The following is a 25355-nucleotide window of genomic DNA, read 5'->3' as shown; positions in this document are numbered from 1 at the left end:
CCACTGCGATGAACTAATATTTTTCTTGCATCTTATTATTCGTACAACAGATATAAAAGTTTCATACAACAATTATATATCTTTCTTACAACAGATATTGTAAGAAATAATAATAGATACTGTATGAATAATAAGATGCAAGAAAAATATTAGTTCATCGCAGTGGCGAGATTAGTTTCTTGTAAGAATAGGAATAGTTTTAGGCATCCGCCAAACAAACCCTTTTCAGTCCGCATAAGTGCCGTTTTCATGTTATTTCGATGCTCAGGCAACATTTTTCCCTGAAAAGTTTTTGTAATCTCCAAGTTAATTGTATTTTTGTGTACAATTTTGGTATAGTAATGACTGACGAAGAAAAGAAGCGATTAAGTACCTTTGAAGCGAGACTGCGTCATTTAGTCTTTTTGCATGACGAATTGAGGCGCGAAAATGCTGAACTAAAGCAACTTCTGAAAACTAAACAAGAAGAATGCGAGCAAGTACATGCTGAATATAAAGCTTTGGAAGACGACTATACAAACCTAAAAACAGCAATGACAATCAGCCTTAACGGCAGCGACGTAAAAGAGACGAAACTGCGATTGTCCAAATTAGTGCGTGAAGTCGATAAATGCATCGCTTTGTTGAATGAATAACAAGATGTATGAACGATAAGATAAAGATAAACCTACAGATGGCAGACTCCACCTATCCCCTCACCATACCGCGTGAAGAGGAAGAAATGGTAAGAGAAGCCGCCAAACAGGTGGATATACGGCTCAATGCGTATCGAGAACATTACCAGAATGTAACTCCTGAGAAGATTATAGCCATGGTGGCCTATCAATTTGCCTTGGAGAACCTGAAAATGAAAAACCGAAACGACACTCGGCCGTATGCCGACAAGATAGAAGAACTGACAGAGGTGTTGGAAACATACTTTAAAGGACTGTAAACGTCCGGAAGCCTTTTCCTGAAACACCAGAGCCAGCAAAAGAATTAGAAAACCCGCGCACTGTGTAAAAGTGACCTCCAGAGAACGGAGGCGACTTTTCGACAGTGCGTTTTTTATTTATATTTTAAAACAAATTGAAATGACAGTAACAATACTAGTATCCATTGCCTGTTTCATTATCGGTGGATTTCTGTCGTACATGTTCTTCAAGCATGGTTTGAAGTCCAAATATGACAATATCCTGAAAGAAGCCGAGGCTGAAGCGGAAGTGATTAAAAAGAATAAGTTGCTCGAAGTAAAGGAGAAGTTCCTGAACAAAAAAGCAGACTTGGAGAAAGAAGTGGCAATCCGCAACCAAAAAATTCAGCAAGCGGAAAACAAGTTGAAACAACGAGAATTGGTGCTGAACCAACGCCAGGAAGAGATACAGCGCAAGAAAGCGGAAGCCGAAGCGGTGAAGGAAAACCTGGAAGCACAATTAGTGATTATTGATAAAAAGAAAGAAGAACTGGACAAACTGCAACAGCAGGAAATTGAGAAACTGGAAACCATTTCCGGACTCTCTGCCGAAGAAGCTAAAGAGCGTATGGTAGAATCTCTAAAAGAGGAAGCCAAAACGCAGGCACAGTCCTTCATCAACGACATCATGGACGATGCTAAGTTGACTGCAAGCAAAGAAGCCAAACGCATCGTGATACAGTCTATCCAGCGTGTGGCTACGGAAACTGCCATCGAAAACTCAGTTACCGTATTCCATATAGAATCGGATGAAATCAAAGGACGCATCATTGGTCGCGAAGGCCGCAATATCCGTGCGCTGGAAGCAGCTACAGGTGTTGAAATCGTTGTGGATGATACTCCGGAAGCAATCGTTTTGTCAGCTTTCGACCCGGTTCGCCGCGAGATTGCCCGTCTGGCTTTGCACCAGTTGGTAACTGACGGACGTATCCACCCCGCACGTATCGAAGAAGTTGTGTCCAAAGTGCGCAAACAAGTGGAAGAAGAAATCATCGAAACCGGTAAACGTACTACGATTGACCTCGGTATCCACGGTTTGCACCCCGAACTGATTCGTATTATCGGTAAGATGAAATACCGCTCCTCTTATGGTCAGAACTTGTTGCAACATGCTCGCGAAACGGCCAATCTCTGTGCTGTGATGGCATCGGAACTGGGACTAAACCCGAAGAAAGCAAAACGTGCCGGATTGCTGCATGATATCGGTAAAGTGCCCGATGAGGAACCGGAATTGCCTCATGCACTCTATGGTATGAAGTTGGCTGAGAAGTTCAAGGAAAAACCGGATATCTGCAACGCTATCGGCGCTCACCACGATGAAGTGGAGATGACGAGCCTTCTGGCACCTATCGTACAGGTATGTGATGCCATCTCAGGCGCACGTCCGGGGGCACGCCGCGAAATTGTTGAGGCTTACATCAAGCGTCTGAATGATCTGGAACAGTTGGCAATGGCCTATCCGGGTGTGACGAAGACGTATGCTATCCAGGCAGGTCGCGAGTTGCGTGTAATTGTTGGTGCCGACAAGATTGACGACAAGCAAACTGAAAACCTTTCCGGTGAGATTGCAAAGAAGATACAGGATGAGATGACGTATCCGGGACAGGTGAAGATCACGGTAATCCGTGAGACACGCGCAGTAAGCTATGCGAAGTAAATTGTAAATTTGAAATAAAGAATAAGAGGCGGGGATTAATTCTCCGCCTTTTTATTTCACCACAGAGGACGCGGAGTTCACGGAGTTTTTAATATTTTTGCAGAGGATATGTGTTATTCTGAGCAAAGAATAACAACAGGATAGACATCATTATTATTTCTTGCATTACAAAAGTTATGAAGCAATATCAATTTGAAGTTTGTGCCAACTCCGTAGAGAGCTGCCTTGCCGCACAGACAGGAGGAGCAAATCGAGTGGAGTTATGCGCAGGGATACCGGAAGGCGGTACTACCCCATCTTACGGAGACATTGTCATTGCACGCGAAGTATTGAATAATACTCTGCTTCACGTCATTATCCGCCCGCGTGGCGGAGACTTTCTGTATTCTCCCATCGAACAGCGTATCATGCTGAAAGATATCTGTAGTGCTCATAAGTTGGGAGTGGACGGATTAGTATTCGGTTGCCTCACTGCCAAAGGTGATATAGACATACCACTCATGAAGCAACTTATGGAAGCTTCGCAAGGCATACCCGTCACTTTCCACCGTGCCTTTGATGTATGCCGTAATCCGCAGGAGGCATTGGAGCAGGTTATAGAATTAGGATGCAGCCGCATCCTTACTTCCGGGCAGCAGTCCACGGCAGAACAAGGCATCCCTTTACTGAAAGAGTTGCAACAACAGGCAGCAGGGCGCATCACCTTACTGGCAGGATGCGGAGTGAACGAAAACAACATTGCCCGAATTGCTGCCGAAACAGGAATCCGCGAATATCATTTCTCGGCAAGAGAGAACATAAAAAGTGCCATGTTACACCACAACGAGGCGGTATCTATGGGAGGAACAGTACACATAGAAGAGTATTACCATCCTGTGACTACGGCAAAACGGGTTAGAAAAACCATTGAAGCGCTCACACAATGAGCAATCAAAATAACAAAATATAAGTGATACAAAAAATGGGAGAGGCTTGCAAATAAGCCTCTCCCACTCCATCACTTCTTTTCTTATAATCCTTTCACCGTTTTCATCAACTGCTCGCCCAGCCCGATGGTGTATCCTTGCGAAACAAACACCACACGGTTGAAAGTATCAGCAATGATAAAAATAGGCAGACTATTCTTATTCTTTAATTTCATAGCTTCGGCTATTTGTTTAGCGATGCCGTCCGTATCTATACCATACATAATAGTAGAAGGCATACCGGGGAATGATTCTTTTGCAAACCTTCCGGCCTGAGCCTCATCCGGGAAAAGCAACACCATCTTTCGTCCCCATTTTTCCAAATCCGCCTTGTATGCGGCTATGTCACGCAATGCATGGTTGGTAGGTTCCTGATTGACACCTAATATGCCGACCACAAAATAGCCACGTCCGCAAGCCTGCAAAAGACTTTGCTTGGAAGAGGATGCTCCCTCATCCGCTATCGGAGTGAAAAGAGACTCGGAATTGAAGTTTCCGATGACTTGTACTTCATCTTTGCTCTCGCGCATCACCAAGTCTATTTTCGTTGTTTTTTGCGGTTCAACGTTAAAGAAGGTGGCATTGGAAAGTACTGCACCACTGGCCAGACGCGTACCGGTGACCAATACATAATTTCCGGCATCCAGTGCTGTTCCTTCTTTCAACAGACTGCTCCATGTGGTACCACTGCCCATATCTGCATCACCTTCATCATAAGCAAGCAACTGCAAACGTCCTTGCGAAGTGACTTTAGATATAGTGAAATGGGAATAATATTTCGGATTGTCCAATGACTTGACGGGTTTGTATCCGGCAACGAGTTTACCTCTCCGCGGCTGTGATTCTTCAGACAGTACTTTCTCAAAATTCACGTCAATAAGCCCTATATCTTCTATCAATTGCACCTTACCGGTCACTTCATCAATACGCGCAGGCATACCCATGCTGCGAGCCATAGCCACAAAGAAAATATCGCGACTATGAGCATCCGCCACACGTGCCTTCCACACTCCTGCAGGAGAAATGGCCGGACCACCCAGATTGCAATCTTTCTCCACACGGATATTCTCAGCTACCCACGCTATCAGTTTAGCAGGTTCTTCCAGATAAGTCTGTTCTGTTTCCTGAGAAATCACTTTATCAAAGAAGGTTTTGTATGGAGTCAGCATCTCATTGCTTATGCGCGGATTGCGTACATATTTGCGAAAGTTCACAGCACTGGTACGCACATGAGATAACATGTTTTCTATCAACACTTCCAGACTGACGTCACGAAGGTCTTTTGCCGAAATCTGTTGCAACAGGTCTATGCCACCTTTTCTGGAATCCTCGGAACGCAGACGAGTAATGAAGTCCGCAATCACTTTATGATTACCACGGGAAGCAGCCAGAATCTTTGCCACTACATCTGCATCCAGCTTATACTGTTTTGCCAAACGACGTGCCGAATCTTCTGACATGAATGTAGCAACGTAGGCATTGCGAATGGAATCTTCGTATGCCAGACGGCGATTGTTTTCGGCACGCTGTTCGGCAGTAACGGCAGGCAGATTTGCACTTTCCGTGGGCGGAACGATGTCAAAGTCGATAACACAGTTATCACCGGGAGTTTTATCCAACGCCACTGTCAACTCATTGTCCTTGCCAAAAGAGAGTTTGGCGAAACCAAACTTTCCGTCTTTGGATGCCCACACCAGCATGTCTCCTTTTCCGGCAGTCAAGGCACAGGTACCATCAGCACCGGTCTGTTTGGTTGCCACCGTGTAAAATTCCGCATAGTTGTAGAGTTTAAATTCTACCTGCGCACCGGAAACGGGCTTGCCTTGCCCATCCGTCACTTTAACTTTGGCTTGTGCCGCAGGTGCATAATTCTCAATCACATTGATTTCCGTATAGTTGGGGGTAACAGACATCACTTCTTCTTTTCCTTCATAACGTCCGAAAACCTTTGTATGCATCAACATTCCGCGACTGGCAGGTGCATTGAACCAACCAAGATCCAGTACCGGTTCCGGTTCGCAGGCCCCCAGGAAATGCCATTTACCATCTGCCCAGGCTTCCACCCACGCATGGTTATCGTCCGTATGTGCCCATCGCGGCGTATAAACCTGCCGTGCTGGAATACCTACCGAGCGAAGTGCTGCCACCAGCAAGGTCGATTCTTCGCCACAACGCCCGTAAGCAGTACTCACTGTTGCCAGCGGTGAACTGGTACGGGCATCGGAAGGCATATAGACAGCTTTCTCATGACACCAATGGTTCACTTCCAGAATGGCATCGTATAAAGAAAGGGACTTCACACGGTCTTTCAACTCCTTATAAAACACTACCCGCGCACTATCCAGTTGTTCGTTATTCACCCGCACCGGAAGCACGAAGTGGCGGAACAAATCTTCGGGAATGGTCTTTCCCCAAGGCATTTCCTCTGCCGTGCACCGGGAAGCGCGGATATTCATCAGATGAAATTGTCCGGGATAGTCCGTAATATCCGCCAACGGCATATATGCATAGAGAAATTCCAGAGCTTCCCTTTCATAGGTGGTCAGCGATTCATCGTCCAATATGGTAAACAGTTCTCCTTGCGACAGCATCGTCTGCTTTTTCTGCAAGTCCTGTTCCACACGGGAACGGTAGGATTCATCAGTTATAAAATGGGATTTTCCACAGGAAGCAAGCAGGCAAAGCAGCCAGCATATTCCGAAAAGATGTGTAGCTCGTCTCATAATACTTATATATATTAAGGTGTGAGCCACAAAGTTAAAGAATTATCCGGAAACTCACTTTAAATTTACCACTAAAGTGGTGTCTGCGGAAAACGTGAAACTACATTTCTCGAAAGACGGCGGGCCCATGACGCCTTCGGCATCGTTACTGAAACCAAATTTCTCGGTAGGAATGCCGAAAGCGGCAGTATCCAGCTTGCCGTTCCCATTCTCGTCCTGATACATGGAGAAAGCGTAGGTGCCTGTGGGGAGGCCCTTGCAGGGAACGGACATCACTTTGTCCTTTACCTCGACCACAAACCCGGCAAGCGGTTTCTTCATAAATGTTTCCGGGGAATTGTAAATGGCAACATAGAGTTTCCCGGTTATTTTCTCGATGCCACGCACTTCCAGAGTAAGATTCTGTGCAGACAGACTTTGGGCAACAAATGCCAAAACGCAAACGAAACTGATAATAAATGCTTTCATGTTCATTGTTTTTTTAAAAGTTAATTCAAGTTTCGCAAGCTCAACTTTCGCAGTTGACAAGGGGACGAGGAGACAAGGTGACAAGGAAGAATGTCAGCTTCTGAAAGAGGGCAGGATGCGTGAGAATCGTTTTCAAGACTATCTCCCTCGTCAACTCGTCAACTGAAACCTTGTCAACTAAGAAGTTGAGCGGCATGCGAAACTTAAAAAGTTAATTTATTGAATTTAGAAATTAGATACATCATAAGCCGCCTTCTTTCCTATCGTGATAAATACACCGATGTAGAAGAAATGATCACTGGACGCCAATATCGCCTTATTATCCACCTTGCCGAATTCATTTTTCCGGCAAAGGATATTCGTGGCAGAGGCATGGATGATAACTTTTTTGCCCGGCAAGAAGGTCAGTCCCAGGTCGAGGCTGTTATATGGCTTCACTTCATCGTTCATCAGCCCCGGCAAACCGGGATTATGATAAGGGCGCCCGCTACTGAAACGGTTCGTCAGCCCTACAATTGTTCCTATACGGGGAATGGAATATTTCAGAACCACAGATGCATTATGACGGGTGGCATATTGCGGAGTAGTCAGTTCCGTGTACTCCTGAAACTTTCTTTTGGAGATATTATAGGTATAAGAAAGCTGGTATTCCAGGTTCTTCACCAACACGCGGTCATTGAAAAACAAATCGAACCCCTTGCTATGGCCATATCCACCGGAAGTGACCCTCTCTGCTTGATTCACATTTCCCTTCTCTATCAATGCCAGATGGTCGTATTTCTTATAATAAACTTCCGCCTTATAAAAACGCCCTTCACCTCCGAACTGAGCACCAAAATTATACTGTATACACGCCTCTGATTTCAGATTCTTACTTTGAGCCAATAATCTATTTACCGTCAACTGCGTATATCTCCCTGCCGTAGCAGAAAGTACCACATCACGCAAATAGTAATTAACGGACAAACGGGGAGAGAAATTCATCCGCCAGTTCAATGAAGTATATTCCGTCCGGAAAGAAAGTTCCGCTTTCAGTTGCTCTACAGGATAGTAGGTGGCAGAAAGGAAAGCTGCGCTGACAGTAGGACTCATCTCATTGCGGCTATCCACTGCACCCGTTTCTTTCACCTGATACTGATAATGGTTTTCATACCGGCGAATAAAACTCTCCAAGCCCATATCCAGACGAAAAGCCGGAGCAAGACGCTTGAAAACCTTCGTCTTTATGTGAAGTTCCTGCTGGCGCTCCATCCAGTCGTCACCGGAAAGTGATACATTCCCTATCTTCTGTTCAAAGAAACCGTATGCCGCTCCGGCAAACCAATTCCAACCCTTAGGAACACTCTTGCGAAAAGTTGTGTTGACATAGAAATTATTCTCACCCAAATCAAACAATCTCCGTTCCTGCCCTTCATAATTGGAAAAGTCCGTCCGGTCATAACCAAAGTAAATTTTAAAGAGTGTCGCATCATCCGGGTGATAACGGAATTGCGCCGAGCCTGTCATCAGGCGGTAAGGGTCTTCAAAGTCCACCCTTCCCGAGTAAATGTGATCGTACACACACAAATCCTGATAATCCAGATTCACGGAAAGGGAACCTTTATCGAAAGCCCGCGTACCTCCGCCGCCGAAACCCACCGTAGAAGCATTGATGCCTAACTTATTTACGGGACTTTTATCCTTTGTCTCCAAAGGTAACACAGCCGAAAGCGCCTCTCCATATTCCAAAGGAGCACCGCCCGATTCCAGATTGACCCCACTGAACATAAAAGTTGAATAACGGCCGCGTGCGGGTGAATTTATTCCCGTAGCAGTATAAGGATTCAGGACGTGCATTCCGTCAATATAGGTTTGCGCTTCGTCACTGCTTCCGCCACGCACCAATAGTCTGCCGCTTTCACCTTGTATTTGTGTACCGGGCAACGTCTGCAACGCATGATACAAATCTCCGTTTGCGCCTCCCACCGTCACCAGTTCCACAGGATGCATATCGCTCCAACGACTGTTAGCCACCGGTGTTCTTTTCCCTTTGACCACCACTTCCTTCAAGTCTACACTATCATTGTATATTTGCAGGAAGACGGTATCCGTCACCGCCGTTTGTGCTTCCAAATACTGTGTCATCAGCAGTGCACCCATGCCTAAAAGTAAAATCAATCTTTTCATTTATCTATGTTCTTTACGATTTCCGTCAGCAAACATAGACCAAGATTCCGGGGCAAAAAAATATCCGGGACAAACAGCCCGGATATGTGACCAACAGCACTCCATCTGTGACGAATGGCTGTTTCTATCCCTTTTCTGTGACGAATGACTACCCTTCCGGAGTACCTTCTATCAGCATTTTCACCTCTTTGGAGTAAGCCCTGGAAACAGGAACTCCATCCTTACACCCTTCCAGCCGCAAGCGGTATCCCTGCGAATTTCCATCCACTTTTACCACTGTACTTACATTCACCAGAAACGCCCGGTGGCAACGGACAATGAATGGACAAGCCGCCACCGCCTCTTCCGCCTGCTTCATTGTAGCACGCAGCAACCTCTGCTGCACTTTGTTCTCAACACGATAGATAACCCTCACATAATTGCCTTCCGCTTCCACATACAACAGTGCATCGGCAGGTATCTCCAACATCTCCTTCGTTCCACCGGAAAAGACCAGATGAACCGGTTTCTCCGTCACCGGGCAACAGACATCATCTTCCTCTTCAGCTTCCTCTTCTCTCTTTTCCTTCCGAAGACTTATCTTTTTAGAAAGAGCGAAATTTATCTCCGTGGCTTCTTTCAGGTTGCGGGTCAGTTGCAGGTTACGGTTCCACATCAGGAAAAACGCAATGGGAAAAGGAGCAAGAACACCCACCCAGATTACACTGATAAGAAAGCCTCTCCAACTCAGAAGATTCCCCCCGAACCACCAGGCAGAATAGAACCAGTTACCTATCGCAATCAGCAAACAGGCTCCCAACGTTCCCAGCAGTTCTTTCCCCAATGTCCAGTGCTGCTCATCATAGTATCGGGGAAGTGTAGCCGGAAGCACATACACAAATACGCTCAAGGCTATTGAGGAAACTACACCATAGCCCAATACTACCCAAAACTTATAACTCTCCATCATGGAGATTCCGAAAGGTTGCAATAGAAAAAGAATCATAAATACGATAAAAGAAGGGATTACCACCGCCTTCCATCGTTTCACCAATACCGGATAGGGACTATGCAAAAGTATCAACAACTTATTTATCATCGTAGTTTCCTGTTTATAACTTCCATTTTATATAAGATATTACAAAGGTATGCAATATATTTGTAATATACAGATGGCAAAACCATGCTTTTTAAGAGATAATTGAAGAAAATGTGCATATTTTTATGTTGTAGAACATATATCTCGTGAACATTTCGTATCTTTGCAGCGTTAATAAGATAAAGAAAAAGATGTAAAACCCGCTTTCCGAAACGCGGAAGGCACAAAACAAGACGATTATGAAAAAGAATGCAAATGAAATTTTTATGTTACAGTACCGTATTAAACGCTATCAGGCAATGGGAAACGGTGCAATGTGCCAGACTTTGAATGGCAAACTTCAGAAACTGCTTGCAAAGCAAGCTAACATTACCATGTAAACAACACCTTTAAATAAAATGAATGAGGGCGGAAAACCGAAAGTGTTTTTCGCCCTCTTCTTTTATCAGTCGCTTACAATGTCTTTTCCAAAAGGCGTCAAGGCCAATCCTGCCAGTTTGAAATGCTGTAGTCCGAAGGGGATACCAATAATGGTGATGCACAACACCACACCGAATGCCAGATGAGAAAGGCAAATCCAGATACCGCCCAGAAGTATCCACAACACGTTCATCAGTATATACAGACAACCAGCCGAACGTTCGCCACTTCGCACCGTTTTACCGAAAGGCCACAGCGCAAGTGCAGCAAGTTTCAACGTTTGCATACCGAACGGAATACCGATAATGGTAATCATCATCAATAAACTGGCAACAAGATATTCTATAGCGGTAAAAATACCTCCGAACACCAGCCATAATAAATTCATAAAACATCCCATAATTTTGCGTTTCTTGGATTCTAATACGCAAATATAGTTTTTTTATTTAATAACAAACTTATACTTACCCGTTAATTGCGCATCTTTATCTTTCAGAGCAATACGGTAAATCTCCGGCCCCCAAACATTGGAAAGACGTGTATCAGGCAAATTGATTGTTTCAACGATTGCTGTGAATTCACGAGGATATTCCAAAGTTACTTTCTGTCCCTGTACATCTATCGTCACCTTTCCGGACACAGAAATATCCACCTTTCCCCAAGTAAGGAAATTCACCTGATTAGGTTCTCTCGCTGATTTCAAGGAGAAGTTATCGGTAATCGTCAGTTGCTTATCGCCTAATGAATAGGAACGTGTCCAGTTATTTACCTCGGCTTCTTTCGGATAAGCAGTCGCAATGTTCGCTGAGAAGAAACGTTTCTTCGGTTGGCAGACAACATCCGTAGCCTTATAATTCTGACCGAAACTCTGGGGTACTCCGTTTATCATCGGCAGGTTATGGTAATTACTTTGCATGGTCCAGATGGTATAACGTTCGTTACTGAATGTCTGACGTGTATAAGTTCCTACCCCCGCATCAATCAGTACAGGTATCGTATTGACGTACAATGAGAATGTACCTACATCATTATGATTATGACTTTCATTATTGAATCCGCCTTTCGTAGCCAGGAACCAGCCGGACTTATTGGTCAGATAGCAGAATTCCGTTTCGGGATACCAAGTGCAAGCAGGTATGGTATGGGCAGCGGCCGTCTTTTCCAGTTCTCCATTCCATAATATGGACTGCAAGGAGCGGAAAGTGTCATTGCCCAAAGGCACAGAAGGACGTTTACCATCCAACAGATAAGCAGCAAACTGCATCATTTCCTCACTGCCGACCGCACAGCCATAACGGTAAATCAACTGCGCATCGCCTCCACCCTTGGCAGAAGCATCCGCAAAGTTCACTACCCAACCGTTTCCTACATACGTACGACTGATATATTCTCCCATCCGGCGAATCATCGGTTCATTGAAAAGAGATACTTTTCCGGCTGTTCCATCCGAAAGTATCTGGAGATAGTCATACATTTTCCCGGCTGCATGTCCCCAATAAGAAGGACCTTCTTCACAAGCACCGTCAGCCTTTACAAAATTGATGAACTTATCTACCGACTGCATGCTGCGCCAAACAGCCTTTGCCAGGCGGTCACGGTCATTCTCTAATAAAAGATAGCATTGCAATACATTGGAGTTACACCATGGATTCCAGTTATTGATAATCATTCCCGATTTCCATTGGAAAGCCATCCACCATTCCCGGTCATTGTTCATATAAGGATCGAGAATACGTTCCTGCAATGTATGGCGCAAGCGCTGAGAGATTACAGGATCTATTTTATCGAAAGAATCATGGAAGAAGTAATATACCCACGACAACATGGAGCCGAAGTTTCCCGAACCCAGATCAATCACCTGTTCGCGATAATCGGGCAAAGAGCGTTTGGTGGCTTGGCGTACCAGATGGGCAGAAAGTACCCAGGAAGTCATCTCGCAACTGTAAAATGCTCCATTTATCAACTGGTCGATAAACCGTCCTTTTCCTTCGGCAAGTTCAGCAAGCATCAGGGCATTGATTGCTTTCCGGTTGGCCTCATAGGGATTTTGCATAATGTTCCGTTCGCCGCTACGTTCATATTCCAGATAATCGGTGGCGCGGATTACTTTCCATTCATAATTAAGCATTTTCTCTCCGGCACGAATCAGGTTTTCTTTATTGGTACCCAGCAATTCGTCCCAACCGGCACGGTCGTTATAAGCAGGATAAGGTACCCACTTCTGATTCATCACCAATACCTCTTTCAGTTGTTCTTCACTACCGGCGGCTTTTTGCAAAAGATTTCGTTCAGTATAGGCATGTGCAGAGACACCTGCTACAACAAGCAGGCAGAAAGAAAGGAAAATACGGAAAAGCGTGTTCTTCTTCATGATATTTAAAAGTTAGATTATCTGTTATATGATGAGGCAAAAGTACACAAGTTCCGCCAAAACAGTGTACCTGATTATCCGTAGTTGGGTACAAAATCATCCATTTGTATATCGGTTTAATAAACCAAGTTCATTTCCAATCACTAAACTCAAAACTCAACTGTTCCCAAACGCCCTTCTCCTCTGTCTCCTCCCGCGGATTAGAAACAGAGAGGCCTATCAGCCGGATAGGATGGTGTTCATAATCCACTTCTTTCAGTAATTGTTTCGCCAAGGGAAGAATCACATCAAGAGTTATTAATTCTTTGGATTGCGTAATACTACGGGTTATCTGGTTGAAATCATGAAACTTGATTTTCAACGTCAGTGTGTTTCCTTTAAAATCCTTATGTTCCAGACGACCTACCAGTTCCACCGCAGTATGATATAGCTCGATGATAACCGATGAACGTTGCGAGATATCTTTCTCCAATGTATGTTCACAACCGATAGATTTACGAATACGCACCGACTCCACCGGACGAAGGTCGATTCCTCTCGCACAGTCATAATACAATGAACCGACTTTTCCGAATTCACGCAGCAACGTAGCTTGCGAACGGGCACGCAATTGTTCTCCATTGTGAATCCCCAATGAGTGCATCTTCTTTGCCGTCACCGGGCCTACGCCCCAGAAACTCTCGATGGGAAGACGGGCTATAAAATCCAGCGCCTGGTCGGGGTGGATGGTACACAACCCATCCGGCTTGCGATAGTCCGAAGCAATCTTTGCCAGGAACTTATTATAAGATATACCGGCGGATGCTACAAGATTAAGTTCTTTCCGTATCTTTTGTTTGATTTCCTTAGCAATATCCACCGCCAATGGGATACCGGATTTATTCTCCGTCACATCAAGGAAAGCCTCATCCAACGAAAGCGGCTCAATAATATCCGTATATTCATGAAAAATTTCATGTATCTGGCGGGAAACATCCTTATACACCTCCATCCGTCCGGGCACAAAAATAAGTTGCGGACAAAGCCGCTTTGCTTTCGTGGATGGCATAGCCGAACGAACTCCAAAGCGACGCGCCTCATAACTGGCAGCTGCCACTACACCACGTTCTTCGGCATAACCCACTGCAATAGGTTTTCCGCGCAACTCGGGATTGTCACGCTGTTCTACAGATGCGTAAAACGCATCCATATCTATATGTATGATTTTTCGTTCAGTGCCTTCGCAACACATCATGCATAATCACCTTTCCATTTTACTATTCACTTCCTCACATAGTGGGGCATCTCTCCGGGTATCTCCATGGAAATCTCTACCAGGCCTCCCACCACACCATCCTGTTTCCATGCCGTCTGATAAATCATTTTCCTGACTCCATTCTTCTCAATGGTATAAGCATTGACACCTCCCGTTTCAAGCAGTTCGCGTATCTTATCCTGCGATTGCGGGTTATGACAATCAAATAGATTCTTGCCTATCAGATTGCCATGTTTGGCAAACGTACGGCATGCTTTCTCATTCATATAAAGGATGACTCCTTCTGTGTCACATACGGTTACGGCACAGTTCATTTCATTAGCCCATTCGTACATAGTTTTTGTTATAAAGTTACGGTTCATACCTTTTACTTTTATGCCCCCAAAGATAATGTTTTTCCCAATGACACTCTTATTGCCTATCAACAAAATCTTTGAAAGACTGAAATCACTCGATTCTCTGATATTATACTGAACTTTACAGATATGCTCTTAATTTATATCAAGTGCTATAACGGGAGCGGATCATACACTTGAGCAGAGCCCAAGTCACAATTAGAATGAACATGCCTCAGTATATGACTCAGTATAGAATCAATGCCAATGATTCCTACTATCAATGCCAATGATTCCTACCATCAATACGGATGATGATATGCCAACCCATAAGAACAGCATAGCTCAGTTACATTGTTTCCCGTGCAAAGTCTATCACATTCATCACCACCTGTCCTACTACTTGGGAACAAACCATAGTACCCGAAGCAAAAACAGGCAAATATGCGACGATAGCACAGGCACCAGAAGGAGCTACAGAAATTATACTCACTGTTCTCTCCTCATCCGGAGCAACCTCCGATATACAAAAATAAATGCCGGCACCAGGAACAGGACAGCCGCAATCCATGCCGTCGGATCACCGAAGCAGACCGCAAGATAGCCGAAAGCGGGCACTGCATAAAGACTTACCAGCACACGTGCTATCATTTCGGAAACTCCGGAAAGCATAGCAAGATTGGTATATCCCGCTCCCTGAATGGTATATCGCAGAATACAGAGCAATCCCAAAACCGGGAAGAAGGACACGGAAATATGCAGGAACAACTCCGTGTCCTTCAATATTTCCAGTTCGGACGCTTCCACAAAAAGCAAGGCAAACGTACGTGCCCCCAGCATCAATATGCAGAACGTAAATGCCCAGTAAATAATCATCATTAATGCACTTGCCTTTACTCCCATCCAGATGCGTTCGGGCTTGCCCGCACCATAATTCTGTCCGGTATAGGTAGCCATAGCAATGCCCAGACTTTCAAGCGGACACATAAAGAACATCTTGATGCGCATGGCAGCGGTAAAAGCTGCAACACAAGCAGTTCCCAATGCATTGTTGGCACTTTGCAACATGATGCTTCCGATAGCGGTAATCGAGAATTGTAATCCCATAGGTACACCGATATACATCAGTGTCCGTGCCAGGGCAGCGTTGAACTTCCGTTCATCCGGTGTTCCCCGCAATATATCAAAACGGCGCATCATGTATCTATAGCACAACACAGCCGATACGCCTTGTGAAAAGACCGTAGCGATGGCAGCTCCCGCCACTCCCCAATCCAATACCAGGATACAGAACAAGTCGAGCAGAATATTAAGTATAGTAGAGAACAGCAGAAACCAGAAAGGCGTCTTGCTATCGCCCAAAGCACGAATGATGCTGGACAGCAAATTATAAAAGAAAGTACAGGGAACTCCGATAAACGTTATCAATAAATAATAGTAGGCATCCTGGAATATGATATCCGGTGTACGCATCATCTGCAAAATATCTCCACACAGAATACTCGTAACTACCGCAATCACCACCGACATCACCGCTGCCAGTTGCAAACTGACCGATACATAACGACGCATTGTACTGTAATCCCGCGCTCCGAACTTCTGTGCCACAGGAATGCCGAAACCTCCACAACACCCATTGCAGAAACCAAGAATAAGGAAAACCACCGAAGTACTTGCTCCGACTGAGGCCAGTGCATTAATACCCAAGAATTTTCCTACGATTGCCGCGTCGACCAGAGAGTATGTCTGTTGTAGCAGGTTTCCCATCAACAGAGGCATAGTGAAATTGAATATCAACGGCAATGCGCGTCCTGCCGTCATTTCTCTTGATGTTGCCATAAATTAATCCTCTGAAAATTGTACGCAAAGGTATGAAAAGATAAGATTACAGGAATTGACAAACGTCAAAAATATGCTTCGCCATGAAAAGAATAAAACTACAGTCCGTCTGCATCTTTTAAGACTGAACTGTGTGCCAGATAATCAGGAGTTTCAGCATAGATATACATCACACTTCCTCCTTTAATGGCATCAATGATAGGACGGGAAAGTTTTTGCGGAACAGCCGGACAGCCAAAGCTTCTTCCCAGACGTCCCCCTCTACTGACTACCGAAGGATCGGCATAAGCCGCCCCATGCATAACAATAGCACGCTCACGGGCCCGGTCGTTGATTCCTTTTTCCAAACCATTCAAAATAAGCGAATACCCGTTCTTTCCCTGATAAGTAGATTCTGTAAGATAGAATCCCAGTGAACTTTTGTAGGAACCGTATTCATTAGAAAAGGAAGTGGCATAATTATCACCGCTATTTTTTCCATGGGAAACGACCGATGAGAAAAGTACTTTACGTTCCCTCATGTCAAATACAAAAAGACGTTTTGCGGTAGAAGGACGGGAAAAGTCTATCAATGTCAACACCTCCCGTTTGCGATTGTCTATTTTATAATAACCTGCCACAGCCTGCCGGAAAGCTTTCCAGTTGACAACTCCTTCCAACTGCATGGAACGGTATAAGCTCGCATAAGCCTCAACATCAGATGAAGCAGCCCTTTCAGCAAAGTCAGGAGTGCTATCTGACGACTTGCCGCCCAGAAACAAGGTACAAGGAAGAAATAAGAATAAAACGGATACAATAAATCGCAACATAAAACTTTAGCCAAAGAAATAACGGCGGCTAAATTACAGTTTTTTCTCCAGACACCTATCACACAGATAGTTAAAAATGAGGATTCACTATTCAATCACCACAACCAAAGAGCGTTCGGTAGGCGCCCAATCGAAAACGAACTTGGAATGTGAAGTAGCATTGCGCACACACATGTGCGAACGTGGAGTGGTTCCCAACGACCAGCTATACTCAATCATACTTGTACGCGGCGCATTCACCGGCACTCCGTGAATATAAGCTCCGTTCGTAAAACGACTGGCATAGGGGGCATAGCCTCCTGTCTCCGCCGAACCGTCTTTCAGGAATACCATACGCGTTTTCTTCTGTTGAAGCAGATACATCCCCAGTGGAGTTTCCTGGGCATAGGGTGGAGCATGCATTCCAGTAGTGGCGGGATTCATGCTACGTATCTTCCACTCACCTTCCGAGACATGTTCCAAGGTAGTAATATTCTGATCCAGGCGGTCGACAAAAATCACATGATTAAAGACGGTGCTGTCCGGCAATTGTTTCAGGTATCTGCGTGGCGCCAGCCATTCTTCTTCAAAAGTGGCGGGTAATATCCGGTAAAAACTTCCTTCCTCGCCTTTCAGATAAGCAATAGTACCGTCTCTACCATAACGTTCGGGTACCAGCGTATCAGCGGGCAGATACAGCGGCACCGATTGATAGCGCTCCACGCCCAATGTATCAGATACACGGCGGTACACATTCCGCACGAACTTACGTACCAGGGGAGCTTCTTTATTCAGATTCTTATAATTCTGCAACACCACCCACCTTGCAGTAGTATCGCGCTGCATATTCTCGATATAAGCCAGACAGTTCCGGATGACATCCCATTTGAAAGAGCGTACCGTATCCTTATATGGATAGGTATCTTCGAGGGTATGCTGGTCATAGAGCAATTCTTTGGTAAGGGAAATATCGGCAGCGGTCAACTGTTTCTCCTTAGGATGAGGAAATTCCAGCACAGCCGTATCTTTAGGTTCAGCCTCTTGCACAACTACCAGCACAGGTGGTTCCTGCCGGTTATGACATCCGGCAAGAATCAAACCAACAACCACGCAGGCAAAAAGAACGGAATGTTTCATAAAATGAAATTAATCTATAATCTATATAACGACTACCTGCCTGCAATTGTTGACTCTGTATCAATCTAAATCAACCTGTGCATCCGCTATGATAGAAACAAGCGGATAAACATCAATTGAATCCCCGAGTCCCAAGTCCTGCGGAGTAGGAGGTAAAAAATCGGCTTGTGTACCTTTAACATCGATTCTGTCTTTTGTCAATGTTACAATAGCGTACAAAGGTTTATCGTAAGTAATCGAATAACGCAATAAACGATATTTTTCATTAATAGCCTTGGAATAGCGCTTCTCAGTCATTGTCGGCTCGCCAACCCATACATAAGATGCACTGTTAATCTGCATATAGGTAATCCCGTTTATTTTTTTCGTATAGTTACTATGATTATGCCCGCTAAAAGCCAATACCACCTTTTTAAAACCTGCACGTTTGTTTGCATTTTCCAAGACTGCACGCACCTCATCACCGTTATTCATAAAACTGTCTATACTTTGATGAGAAAACAGAATGCACCTTTTATCAGTTGCAGCCAAATCATTTATCAACCATTCCAGTTGTTCCGGATCCACAAAGGCACGCATATCGGACTTAGCCTTTAGATAGTTAGCCTTAGCATAATGGCTGTACTCTTTGTTATCATAAAGGTTATTACCATCCAACACGATAAAATGAAAATCACCTTTATCAAATGAGTAATAACGGTTAGGAATTCCAAATCCTTTCAGGAATTCTTCTTTTGTATAAGCATCCAGATCATGATTGCCCAGTACGTGATACTTTTCTCCCTCATACTCATTCCAGATAGAGTCTAAAGACCGGCTTACACTATCAAGACGTATAAAATCACCTAATTGAATCAGGAAATCCACATTTTCTCTATTTGCAGCATCCACAACAGCCTGCATACGCTCCTTTCCATCGGGCATGGCCGAAGCATGCAAATCTGATACTATTGCAAACTTCAGCGGTTTATCAGAAGAATTGCAAGATACTAAACTTAATAATGTACATAGAAACACTATGCAAGAATATATAACTGACTTCATGGTTTTACTTATTTATATTCAAATTTATATCTATGAGACTCTTTTATTTTACAGAAGAAGCACCATTTGATGCCTTCCTTTTCAATTTTAGGTAAAGCGGTTCCCCCTCAGAAAGTACCGCCTTGATTGTGGTAACGGCAGACTTTGATTCAATTAGAAGGACTTTCCCCGAGCACTCCCCGTCAGCTAGCGCCCATGCTCCGTTCAAGACAAATGATGCATAGGTAGGGGTAGCTATCCATCCATACACTTCAGATGGTTGAGGCCGGAGATTAGGATTACATAAAGCAATGTCGAGCATATTTTCTTTCTTGTCCATCCTTTCCATAAACAACAGTTCTGTATCAGAAAAACGCAAACATCCGTAAGACAAATGTGAAGCCGGAGCAAATAAAGAATAAGCGATAGTGCCGGAAGAACGGTGTTTCAATACATGGATAGAATCCTGCGTCGACAATACCTCAAACAATCCTTCTTTCTTTTGTAATTGCTTCACTAACATGGCCATCTTTTGCGATGTAGTATTAGGGACAACCACAAAACAGTATTCCTTACCTTTAGGCTTAATTCCGTGATTGATATAAGCTTTGACAGCCTTCATACTCTTCAAACCATCCCGGAGCCCTGATGACGCAGGAACATTTTGCTCTACAGATTCTACTATCAGCGGGTCATTACCGGCAGGGATGTAGTAGCCTGTAGTATTAGGAGCAACCAACCATGCATCTTTCTTCTTCAAATTCAAAGATTCCACTCTATCTCGTTTAACCTCTTTTCCATTGATTATCAACGGACAGTCTCCTCTTTCGCCTACTACCTGAAAAAGATTGGTTGCCGTTAAACGGTCATCGGAGTAATCGCCGACAGCAGAAATATCACTGCCCAGACTAATCAACATACCATCAATAGCAAAAACGGATTTGCAGAATCTCAGGTTGGTAGGTTCAAAACGGCGCTTCCCCCAATTATCTCCTTGGTCGAATGCAGCAGCAAACAAACCACAGTTTCCCCATGAAAGGGCTCCGGAAAAGTTTGTAGTCAGAGCCTTCTGATCAAAACGATCCGTTTCATTGCCACCCGGCATCATTTCCTTCCAGGATGTATAATGCACAGTAGTACTTCCCGGTATTACATTCCAATCCCATCCCTCATGCCCTTTGACCGGGTACCCGGAACGTTCCAAGGGTCCGTCATACAAAACCTCCAGCGTCCCATGACTTTGATACCTGCCAAAACGATTGGTTTCTGCATATATTTCAGCACCCCAGAAATTCGTTGTCGGGCAACGCATGGCAGCTACCCAATTATCAAATCGGTAAATACCTAACGGACTATAATTAAACTGGTAAAAGCCTTCTAAATTCAGATCGGGAGCATTCGCATACTTCTTTGTCATAAAGAAGTAATTATAATAGGAAGCCAAATCCAGGTCGACAGCTTCCCCCTTTATATCTCCACCTATTTCTATGAGTTGTTCAAAAAGCTGTTGCGTAAAACTGAGCCCAATTCCCGTAAACGGATGACGTCCTGCCAGGCTATTAGCATAGTAATGGTTATCATCTGATACAGAACGGGTAGCCATCAGATAGAACGAGATTATTGCTTTCCGGATACGTTGATAAGCACCGCTATCTATCCGGAAAGAAGTACCTTTCAGCCGGGATGCATACTCAACCAAGGTTTTATAGGAATACATATATCCATTATAATGTGTCCGGTGATGAAAGCCAGTGCCATCAGGTTTCAACCAGTCATTCCCTCCGGGAACATACTGGGTGCAGGCAGAAAGGAAATGGGAGAAAGCTTCCAAATCAATTAATGCCTGACGGTTATCCGGATTATACAATGTACAAACAAGCAGATGGGGAAGTACATTATAAATATAATCCGAGTTTATCCTGGGAGCTAAACAGGAAGAAGAAAGATACACCTGATCAAACTCCACCAAGCTTTTTACTCCCTCAATCAATTGCGATTTCCGAATGTCGTCACAGGCCGATAAAGCACTCAGGAAGTCGGCAGGTATTTTACGGACAGCCTGATAATTGCTATAGCGAAAAACAATACGCTCAATGGCTTTCTGTGCAATCAAATAATCTATAAACAGAGTAAACTCATCTTCTGCACCGGGACATTTTTCTAACGCGGCATAAGCTAAAGCACGGGTTGCCGTACTTAATCCCTGAGCCTGTGCCAAAGTAAGCTTTTCTTCATTGGACAATGGCAGTCCTGCCACCTGTCCGTCCTGCATGCGCTTCAACTGATATCGCTCTATCAACTTCCGCGCATCTTTCAATTCTTCGGAAGTGGCCTGCGGTAATGACAATGGATTTGATTTGCGTAAACCTTGCAGATCATTCAATTTACGATTGCAATCTTCCCGATTTCTCTTTATCAGTTCTATCCGCATGACGCGAACATTATTCTCACTTTCATTCTGAATATCCTCACCGAAAAATCCAAGTCGGCTATATGTACCGATTGTATCTATTGAAAGCTCCAAAATCTTATTTCCTATCTTTTCAAAAGCCACCGTTCCAATATAGCTCCACGTCTCAGGATAAGAATTCTGCCTGACGTTTACCAGTTCCTCATCTTTGTTCAGCAAACAGGCTTTGAATTGTTTTTCATCCCCTACCTTCAAAGAGACTTTGGTACCTTCCGTGAACGACCGCCTCCAATGTCTGCTGGTATATAGCCTCACGTCATATTCTCCGGGTTCATCGACTACACATTCCAACAGTAGCTTTCCCGTTTGAGGATTGAAATTTTCCGTATTTCCTCCTTCAGCTATTCTAAAACAGCCCTTCTTCCCGGGCACTTTCCGTCCGGATGCGGCAGGCATACTTATCATTCCTTCATTTGAAAAATTCAAGGTACTTATATTAAAAGGAGTCCGGCAAGTAAGTTTAAATACCGGTACATACTCATAATCCAGTCCTTCAGGAACAGATATCTTATTATCGCTTACCACCAGTTTCTGACCAGATGACAATACTTCTGCCGATGAAATAACGGACCGTAGTCCCTTCAGCACAATCTGATTATTTTGTGGTTGGCGAACCAAATGCAGATACAGATTATTCCCCTTTCGGGTGACATATCCCCATGGAAAGTTATCATTGAACGGATTTCCGGTTGCACCATAAATAGCCTCCGAATTTGCCCTTAACCAGTTTCCTACAAAACTCAACACATCAACGCTCGGCTGAGGAACTACTCCATCTGCACGCGGTCCTATATTAATCATGTAATTGATATTCCGGTTCACGGCTTCAATTAGCGAACAAAGGATTTCTTTCTTTCCTTTCCAGGCATTACCATTCTTTTTATATCCCCAAGTGTGATTCAGCGTAGCCACCATTTCCAAATCCGTTGGAGCATAGGCACAGGGCATCTCATTATCACCCAAAGCCCCGTAATCACCCAGATTATACCCCACACGACCATTGATTAAACAATCCGGTTGCAGTTCTCTGACTACATCGACAAAAAGCTGACTCTGCTCTTTCGATAGATCAAAAGGAGTATCATACCACAGTAAATCAATCTTTCCATAATTTGTAAGCAACTCACGCACCTGTGGCAAGGCTTTATTTTGGATATACCGGTTCAAATCCGGCTTTACCTCTGCCTTCTCTTTTCCATAATGCCCGTCATACTCGTTTTTCATCACGGCAGCATCTTCCTCCCTCCAATCCTGACGATGTGAATAATAGATTCCTACTTTCAGACCATATTTACGACAGGCTTCTATCAATTCTTTCAGCGGATCACCTTTGTAAGGTGTATTCTCAATATCAAAATCAGTCACATCGCTCGGATAAAGGCAAAAACCTTCGTGATGCTTAGCCGTAAAAACAATGTATTTTGCACCGGCTTGCTTTGCTATCTGCACCCAGGTTTCAGGCTTGCATTTACTCAAAGTAAAATCCGACAGCAACTTTTCATATTCACTATTGGGTACCTTTGCAAAATTCTGTATCCACTCACCAATTCCTTCCACCTCTTTTTCATTCCATTCTCCGGCAGCTGCAGAATATAATCCCAAATGGATAAACATTCCGAAACGAGCCTCACGCCACCAATCCATACGTGAAGCATTACTCTGTGCCTGAGCCGATATAGCAACCCAGCCGAATAACAAAACATAAACCACTTTTCTCCAAATTTCCCCGGCTGAAAGCTGAAGTGGCATCAGATAACCCAACGCATATACAAGAAATAATTTATAATACTTCCTCATCATTTTATCTATAAAATTATAATAAGATTCAATCTCAAAACAGGTACTACCATATACTTTCTGCAATTTACATTTTTATTCGGTAATATGTAAGCAATGGCATGGCAACTTTCTAAAAAAATAATTAGATCCAGACACAGTAAATCCGGTCTGGATCTAATAAAAACTACATGTTATCCGCTCTTTCTACCATCCTGTATTTTGTTTCAAGTTAGAATTTTTAAATACCTCTTCCTGAGATATGGGATATAGATACATCTTATCCTCCCATTTGCGCTCTTGTACTTTACTCTTCGTATACAAGAATCCATCGGCTACCTTCTGTATGGTTACTCCATAAATATCTTTAACCACCTCTCCTATTTTCCACCGGCGGATATCCCAAAAACGATGATCCTCAAACGCCAGTTCTATGCGACGCTCACCGCGAATGCGCTGTGCAAAGGCCTCTCCTTGCTCTGTCACGGGCGGCATATTAGCCGCAAAACGTACTTGGTTGAGAGCTTCACGTGCCGATATCGGATGTGTGCCGTCTGTATAGTCCGGACCTTGCCACTCATTCATGGCCTCGGCATAATTAAGCAATATTTCAGCATAGCGGAATATAACAAAGTGATGGGGTTGTGAAATCGGTTTAGCAGGCGACAACGACACTGTCTCATTCATATACTTTCGTAGGTAATATCCGGTCAAGGAAGCGCCTTCTATAGGATAGGCATTCTTTCCACCTACAAAAGTTTCTATCGCATTCTTCATGAAAACAGCACCATTGTATAATACGGTGGTATATAAACGAGGATCACGGGTATTTTTCCCTTCCCCATTGACGTACATATTCTGAACATGCTCCGGATTGTTCCAATCAAAAGCTGTCCCATCCGCCATTTCAAATGCATCCACCAAATTCTGTGTCGGAGTGTTTCCACTGTTTCCCCCTTCAAAGCCAATAGGCAGATTGTAGCCTTCAAAAGAACTGGTGTTTCCATTGCGTTTCACGAATATAAGCTGCTTGGACTTAAGTACGTCATGCCCGCCTCTGGCATCATATAAGGGGTCATCGTCTATATTCGGCAATGAATACCAATTCTCCTTGATAATGGCATAGGCAGCAGTGGCAGCTTTCTCCCATTTCCCTTTGTCCCCTTCAGGATTATGTAATTTACTTGCCGCATACAAAAGAGCACGTGATTTCAAAGCCATTACCATGCCACGAGTTACACGACCGGTTTCACCCAGTCCATAGTCATTCCATTCGGATTCGGGAACAGTGGTTCCAGGAGCGTCCTGTGTAATGGGAAGCCCGGGAGCAACGTCATCACATTCCTTGACAATAAAGTCAATCACATCTGCAAATTTCGTCTTCTCAACCGAGTTGATTTCCTCAATCGTATAAGTACGAGTCAGGAGGGGAATATCCCCATACCTCTTACATAATTCAAAAAAGTAAAAAGAACGAAGTGCACGTACCTCATATACATAGCGTTTGGCACGTCTCAGGTTTTCTTCATAATCTTCATTCCATTTAAAGTATTCCAACTTCTCCAAGGAGTAGTTTTCCAGAAATGAATTGGCAGACCGGATGGCTGTATAGGAATTACCCCACACATCATCTATAGTATTAAGTGGTCCCCATGCATTGTCATAGATATCGTAAATCTTACTATTGCTCCATGTGAACACAGCATTGTCCGTTGCCGCTTCGCGCAAAGCACCACCTCCCATTACTCCAAAATCCTGTGGCAAGAACGAATAAACGTAAGCCACCAATTTATTCACATTATTAAAATCATACGTATAAGCTCCTTCCTTCGTTATGTCCGTAGCTTCTTCCAAATCTAAGAAATCACAGGCGGACAGCGAAAGTGATATACATATAAAAGCAATATATCTCTTAAACATAGTCATATACTT

The 25355-nt window shown here is 44.1% G+C and carries 20 protein-coding genes; 5 read left to right on the top strand and 15 right to left on the bottom strand.

Annotation, left to right across the window (positions count from 1 at the left end):
* Nucleotides 1–341: 341 nt before the first annotated feature.
* The 4 genes from QZ135_RS09180 (at nt 342) to QZ135_RS09165 (ending at nt 3535) form a co-directional block, all read left to right on the top strand.
* A complete protein-coding gene (locus QZ135_RS09180; RefSeq protein WP_291553986.1) occupies nt 342–635 on the top strand; it encodes a hypothetical protein in 294 nt (97 codons plus the stop codon).
* 8 nt (nt 636–643) lie between these two features.
* Nucleotides 644–934 (top strand): cell division protein ZapA, encoded by a 291-nt coding sequence (locus QZ135_RS09175; RefSeq protein WP_294608182.1) that lies wholly within the window; start codon nt 644–646, stop codon nt 932–934.
* A gap of 139 nt (nt 935–1073) precedes the next feature.
* Nucleotides 1074–2609 carry a ribonuclease Y gene (gene rny, locus QZ135_RS09170; RefSeq protein WP_294608181.1) on the top strand — a complete coding sequence of 512 codons (1536 nt, stop codon included), beginning with the start codon at nt 1074–1076 and terminating at the stop codon, nt 2607–2609.
* Nucleotides 2610–2785: 176 nt separating this feature from the next.
* Entirely contained in the window at nt 2786–3535 is a 750-nt protein-coding gene (locus tag QZ135_RS09165) for a copper homeostasis protein CutC (protein WP_294608176.1), read from the top strand.
* Nucleotides 3536–3618: 83 nt separating this feature from the next.
* On the opposite strand, the gene QZ135_RS09160 is transcribed toward QZ135_RS09165, so the two are convergent.
* The 4 genes from QZ135_RS09160 to QZ135_RS09145 all read right to left on the bottom strand — a co-directional run bounded on the left by QZ135_RS09160 (nt 3619) and on the right by QZ135_RS09145 (nt 10009).
* Nucleotides 3619–6297 (bottom strand): transglutaminase domain-containing protein, encoded by a 2679-nt coding sequence (locus tag QZ135_RS09160; protein WP_294608173.1) that lies wholly within the window; start codon nt 6295–6297, stop codon nt 3619–3621.
* 54 nt (nt 6298–6351) lie between these two features.
* Complete coding sequence (locus QZ135_RS09155) at nt 6352–6765, bottom strand: DUF2141 domain-containing protein (protein WP_294608171.1); 414 nt, start codon at nt 6763–6765, stop codon at nt 6352–6354.
* 225 nt (nt 6766–6990) lie between these two features.
* Nucleotides 6991–8931: a TonB-dependent receptor plug domain-containing protein gene (locus tag QZ135_RS09150; protein WP_294608168.1), complete on the bottom strand. Its 1941-nt coding sequence runs from the start codon at nt 8929–8931 to the stop codon at nt 6991–6993.
* A gap of 148 nt (nt 8932–9079) precedes the next feature.
* Nucleotides 9080–10009, bottom strand: a complete 930-nt coding sequence (locus QZ135_RS09145) for a LytTR family DNA-binding domain-containing protein (protein WP_294608166.1) — start codon at nt 10007–10009, stop codon at nt 9080–9082.
* 239 nt (nt 10010–10248) lie between these two features.
* On the opposite strand from QZ135_RS09145, the gene QZ135_RS09140 reads away from it, so the two are divergent.
* Entirely contained in the window at nt 10249–10389 is a 141-nt protein-coding gene (locus QZ135_RS09140; RefSeq protein WP_167549111.1) for a hypothetical protein, read from the top strand.
* A gap of 65 nt (nt 10390–10454) precedes the next feature.
* Here the strand turns inward: QZ135_RS09140 and QZ135_RS09135 are convergent, their stop codons facing one another.
* From QZ135_RS09135 to QZ135_RS09085, 11 genes are all read right to left on the bottom strand, one after another.
* On the bottom strand, nt 10455–10829 hold the full coding sequence (locus QZ135_RS09135; RefSeq protein WP_294608160.1) for a YccF domain-containing protein: 375 nt from the start codon (nt 10827–10829) through the stop codon (nt 10455–10457).
* Between the two features lie 42 nt (nt 10830–10871).
* A complete protein-coding gene (locus QZ135_RS09130) occupies nt 10872–12800 on the bottom strand; it encodes a heparinase II/III family protein (RefSeq protein ID WP_294608156.1) in 1929 nt (642 codons plus the stop codon).
* 130 nt (nt 12801–12930) lie between these two features.
* Nucleotides 12931–14034: a DNA polymerase IV gene (gene dinB / locus QZ135_RS09125; RefSeq protein ID WP_294608154.1), complete on the bottom strand. Its 1104-nt coding sequence runs from the start codon at nt 14032–14034 to the stop codon at nt 12931–12933.
* A gap of 26 nt (nt 14035–14060) precedes the next feature.
* Nucleotides 14061–14390, bottom strand: a complete 330-nt coding sequence (locus QZ135_RS09120) for a PAS domain-containing protein (protein ID WP_287682761.1) — start codon at nt 14388–14390, stop codon at nt 14061–14063.
* A 349-nt stretch (nt 14391–14739) separates the two neighbouring features.
* A complete protein-coding gene (locus tag QZ135_RS09115; protein ID WP_294608151.1) occupies nt 14740–14883 on the bottom strand; it encodes a hypothetical protein in 144 nt (47 codons plus the stop codon).
* Complete coding sequence (locus QZ135_RS09110) at nt 14880–16229, bottom strand: MATE family efflux transporter (RefSeq protein ID WP_294608149.1); 1350 nt, start codon at nt 16227–16229, stop codon at nt 14880–14882. The genes QZ135_RS09115 and QZ135_RS09110 overlap by 4 nt, the downstream gene beginning before the upstream one ends.
* 98 nt (nt 16230–16327) lie before the next feature.
* Nucleotides 16328–17038, bottom strand: coding sequence for a murein L,D-transpeptidase catalytic domain family protein (locus QZ135_RS09105; RefSeq protein WP_138291980.1), 711 nt, complete (start codon nt 17036–17038; stop codon nt 16328–16330).
* An 87-nt stretch (nt 17039–17125) separates the two neighbouring features.
* The gene (locus QZ135_RS09100; RefSeq protein ID WP_294608142.1) at nt 17126–18154 is read right to left on the bottom strand and encodes a L,D-transpeptidase; all 1029 of its coding nucleotides are present in this window, start codon (nt 18152–18154) and stop codon (nt 17126–17128) included.
* A 60-nt stretch (nt 18155–18214) separates the two neighbouring features.
* Entirely contained in the window at nt 18215–19198 is a 984-nt protein-coding gene (locus QZ135_RS09095) for a metallophosphoesterase (RefSeq protein ID WP_294608140.1), read from the bottom strand.
* Between the two features lie 43 nt (nt 19199–19241).
* Entirely contained in the window at nt 19242–23447 is a 4206-nt protein-coding gene (locus QZ135_RS09090) for an alpha-L-fucosidase (RefSeq protein ID WP_294608138.1), read from the bottom strand.
* A gap of 183 nt (nt 23448–23630) precedes the next feature.
* Nucleotides 23631–25343 (bottom strand): RagB/SusD family nutrient uptake outer membrane protein, encoded by a 1713-nt coding sequence (locus QZ135_RS09085; RefSeq protein WP_294608135.1) that lies wholly within the window; start codon nt 25341–25343, stop codon nt 23631–23633.
* Between the last annotated feature and the right edge of the window lie 12 nt (nt 25344–25355).

The organism is uncultured Bacteroides sp. (assembly GCF_905207245.1).
Lineage (GTDB): Bacteria > Bacteroidota > Bacteroidia > Bacteroidales > Bacteroidaceae > Bacteroides.
Note: the sequence above shows the minus strand (reverse complement) of the source record. Positions and strands in the feature narration are given on the sequence as shown.

Bases quoted from the DNA above. Each gene is read 5' to 3' on its own strand.
- QZ135_RS09130 (WP_294608156.1), bottom strand. From the start codon at position 12,800: ATGAAGAAGAACACGCTTTTCCGTATTTTCCTTTCTTTCTGCCTGCTT.
- QZ135_RS09120 (WP_287682761.1), bottom strand. From the start codon at position 14,390: ATGTACGAATGGGCTAATGAAATGAACTGTGCCGTAACCGTATGTGAC.
- QZ135_RS09160 (WP_294608173.1), bottom strand. From the start codon at position 6,297: ATGAGACGAGCTACACATCTTTTCGGAATATGCTGGCTGCTTTGCCTG.
- QZ135_RS09180 (WP_291553986.1), top strand. From the start codon at position 342: ATGACTGACGAAGAAAAGAAGCGATTAAGTACCTTTGAAGCGAGACTG.
- QZ135_RS09145 (WP_294608166.1), bottom strand. From the start codon at position 10,009: ATGATAAATAAGTTGTTGATACTTTTGCATAGTCCCTATCCGGTATTG.
- QZ135_RS09105 (WP_138291980.1), bottom strand. From the start codon at position 17,038: ATGTTGCGATTTATTGTATCCGTTTTATTCTTATTTCTTCCTTGTACC.
- QZ135_RS09095 (WP_294608140.1), bottom strand. From the start codon at position 19,198: ATGAAGTCAGTTATATATTCTTGCATAGTGTTTCTATGTACATTATTA.
- QZ135_RS09090 (WP_294608138.1), bottom strand. From the start codon at position 23,447: ATGATGAGGAAGTATTATAAATTATTTCTTGTATATGCGTTGGGTTAT.
- QZ135_RS09150 (WP_294608168.1), bottom strand. From the start codon at position 8,931: ATGAAAAGATTGATTTTACTTTTAGGCATGGGTGCACTGCTGATGACA.
- QZ135_RS09165 (WP_294608176.1), top strand. From the start codon at position 2,786: ATGAAGCAATATCAATTTGAAGTTTGTGCCAACTCCGTAGAGAGCTGC.
- dinB (WP_294608154.1), bottom strand. From the start codon at position 14,034: ATGATGTGTTGCGAAGGCACTGAACGAAAAATCATACATATAGATATG.
- QZ135_RS09175 (WP_294608182.1), top strand. From the start codon at position 644: ATGAACGATAAGATAAAGATAAACCTACAGATGGCAGACTCCACCTAT.
- rny (WP_294608181.1), top strand. From the start codon at position 1,074: ATGACAGTAACAATACTAGTATCCATTGCCTGTTTCATTATCGGTGGA.
- QZ135_RS09100 (WP_294608142.1), bottom strand. From the start codon at position 18,154: ATGAAACATTCCGTTCTTTTTGCCTGCGTGGTTGTTGGTTTGATTCTT.
- QZ135_RS09110 (WP_294608149.1), bottom strand. From the start codon at position 16,229: ATGGCAACATCAAGAGAAATGACGGCAGGACGCGCATTGCCGTTGATA.
- QZ135_RS09155 (WP_294608171.1), bottom strand. From the start codon at position 6,765: ATGAAAGCATTTATTATCAGTTTCGTTTGCGTTTTGGCATTTGTTGCC.
- QZ135_RS09085 (WP_294608135.1), bottom strand. From the start codon at position 25,343: ATGTTTAAGAGATATATTGCTTTTATATGTATATCACTTTCGCTGTCC.
- QZ135_RS09140 (WP_167549111.1), top strand. From the start codon at position 10,249: ATGAAAAAGAATGCAAATGAAATTTTTATGTTACAGTACCGTATTAAA.
- QZ135_RS09135 (WP_294608160.1), bottom strand. From the start codon at position 10,829: ATGGGATGTTTTATGAATTTATTATGGCTGGTGTTCGGAGGTATTTTT.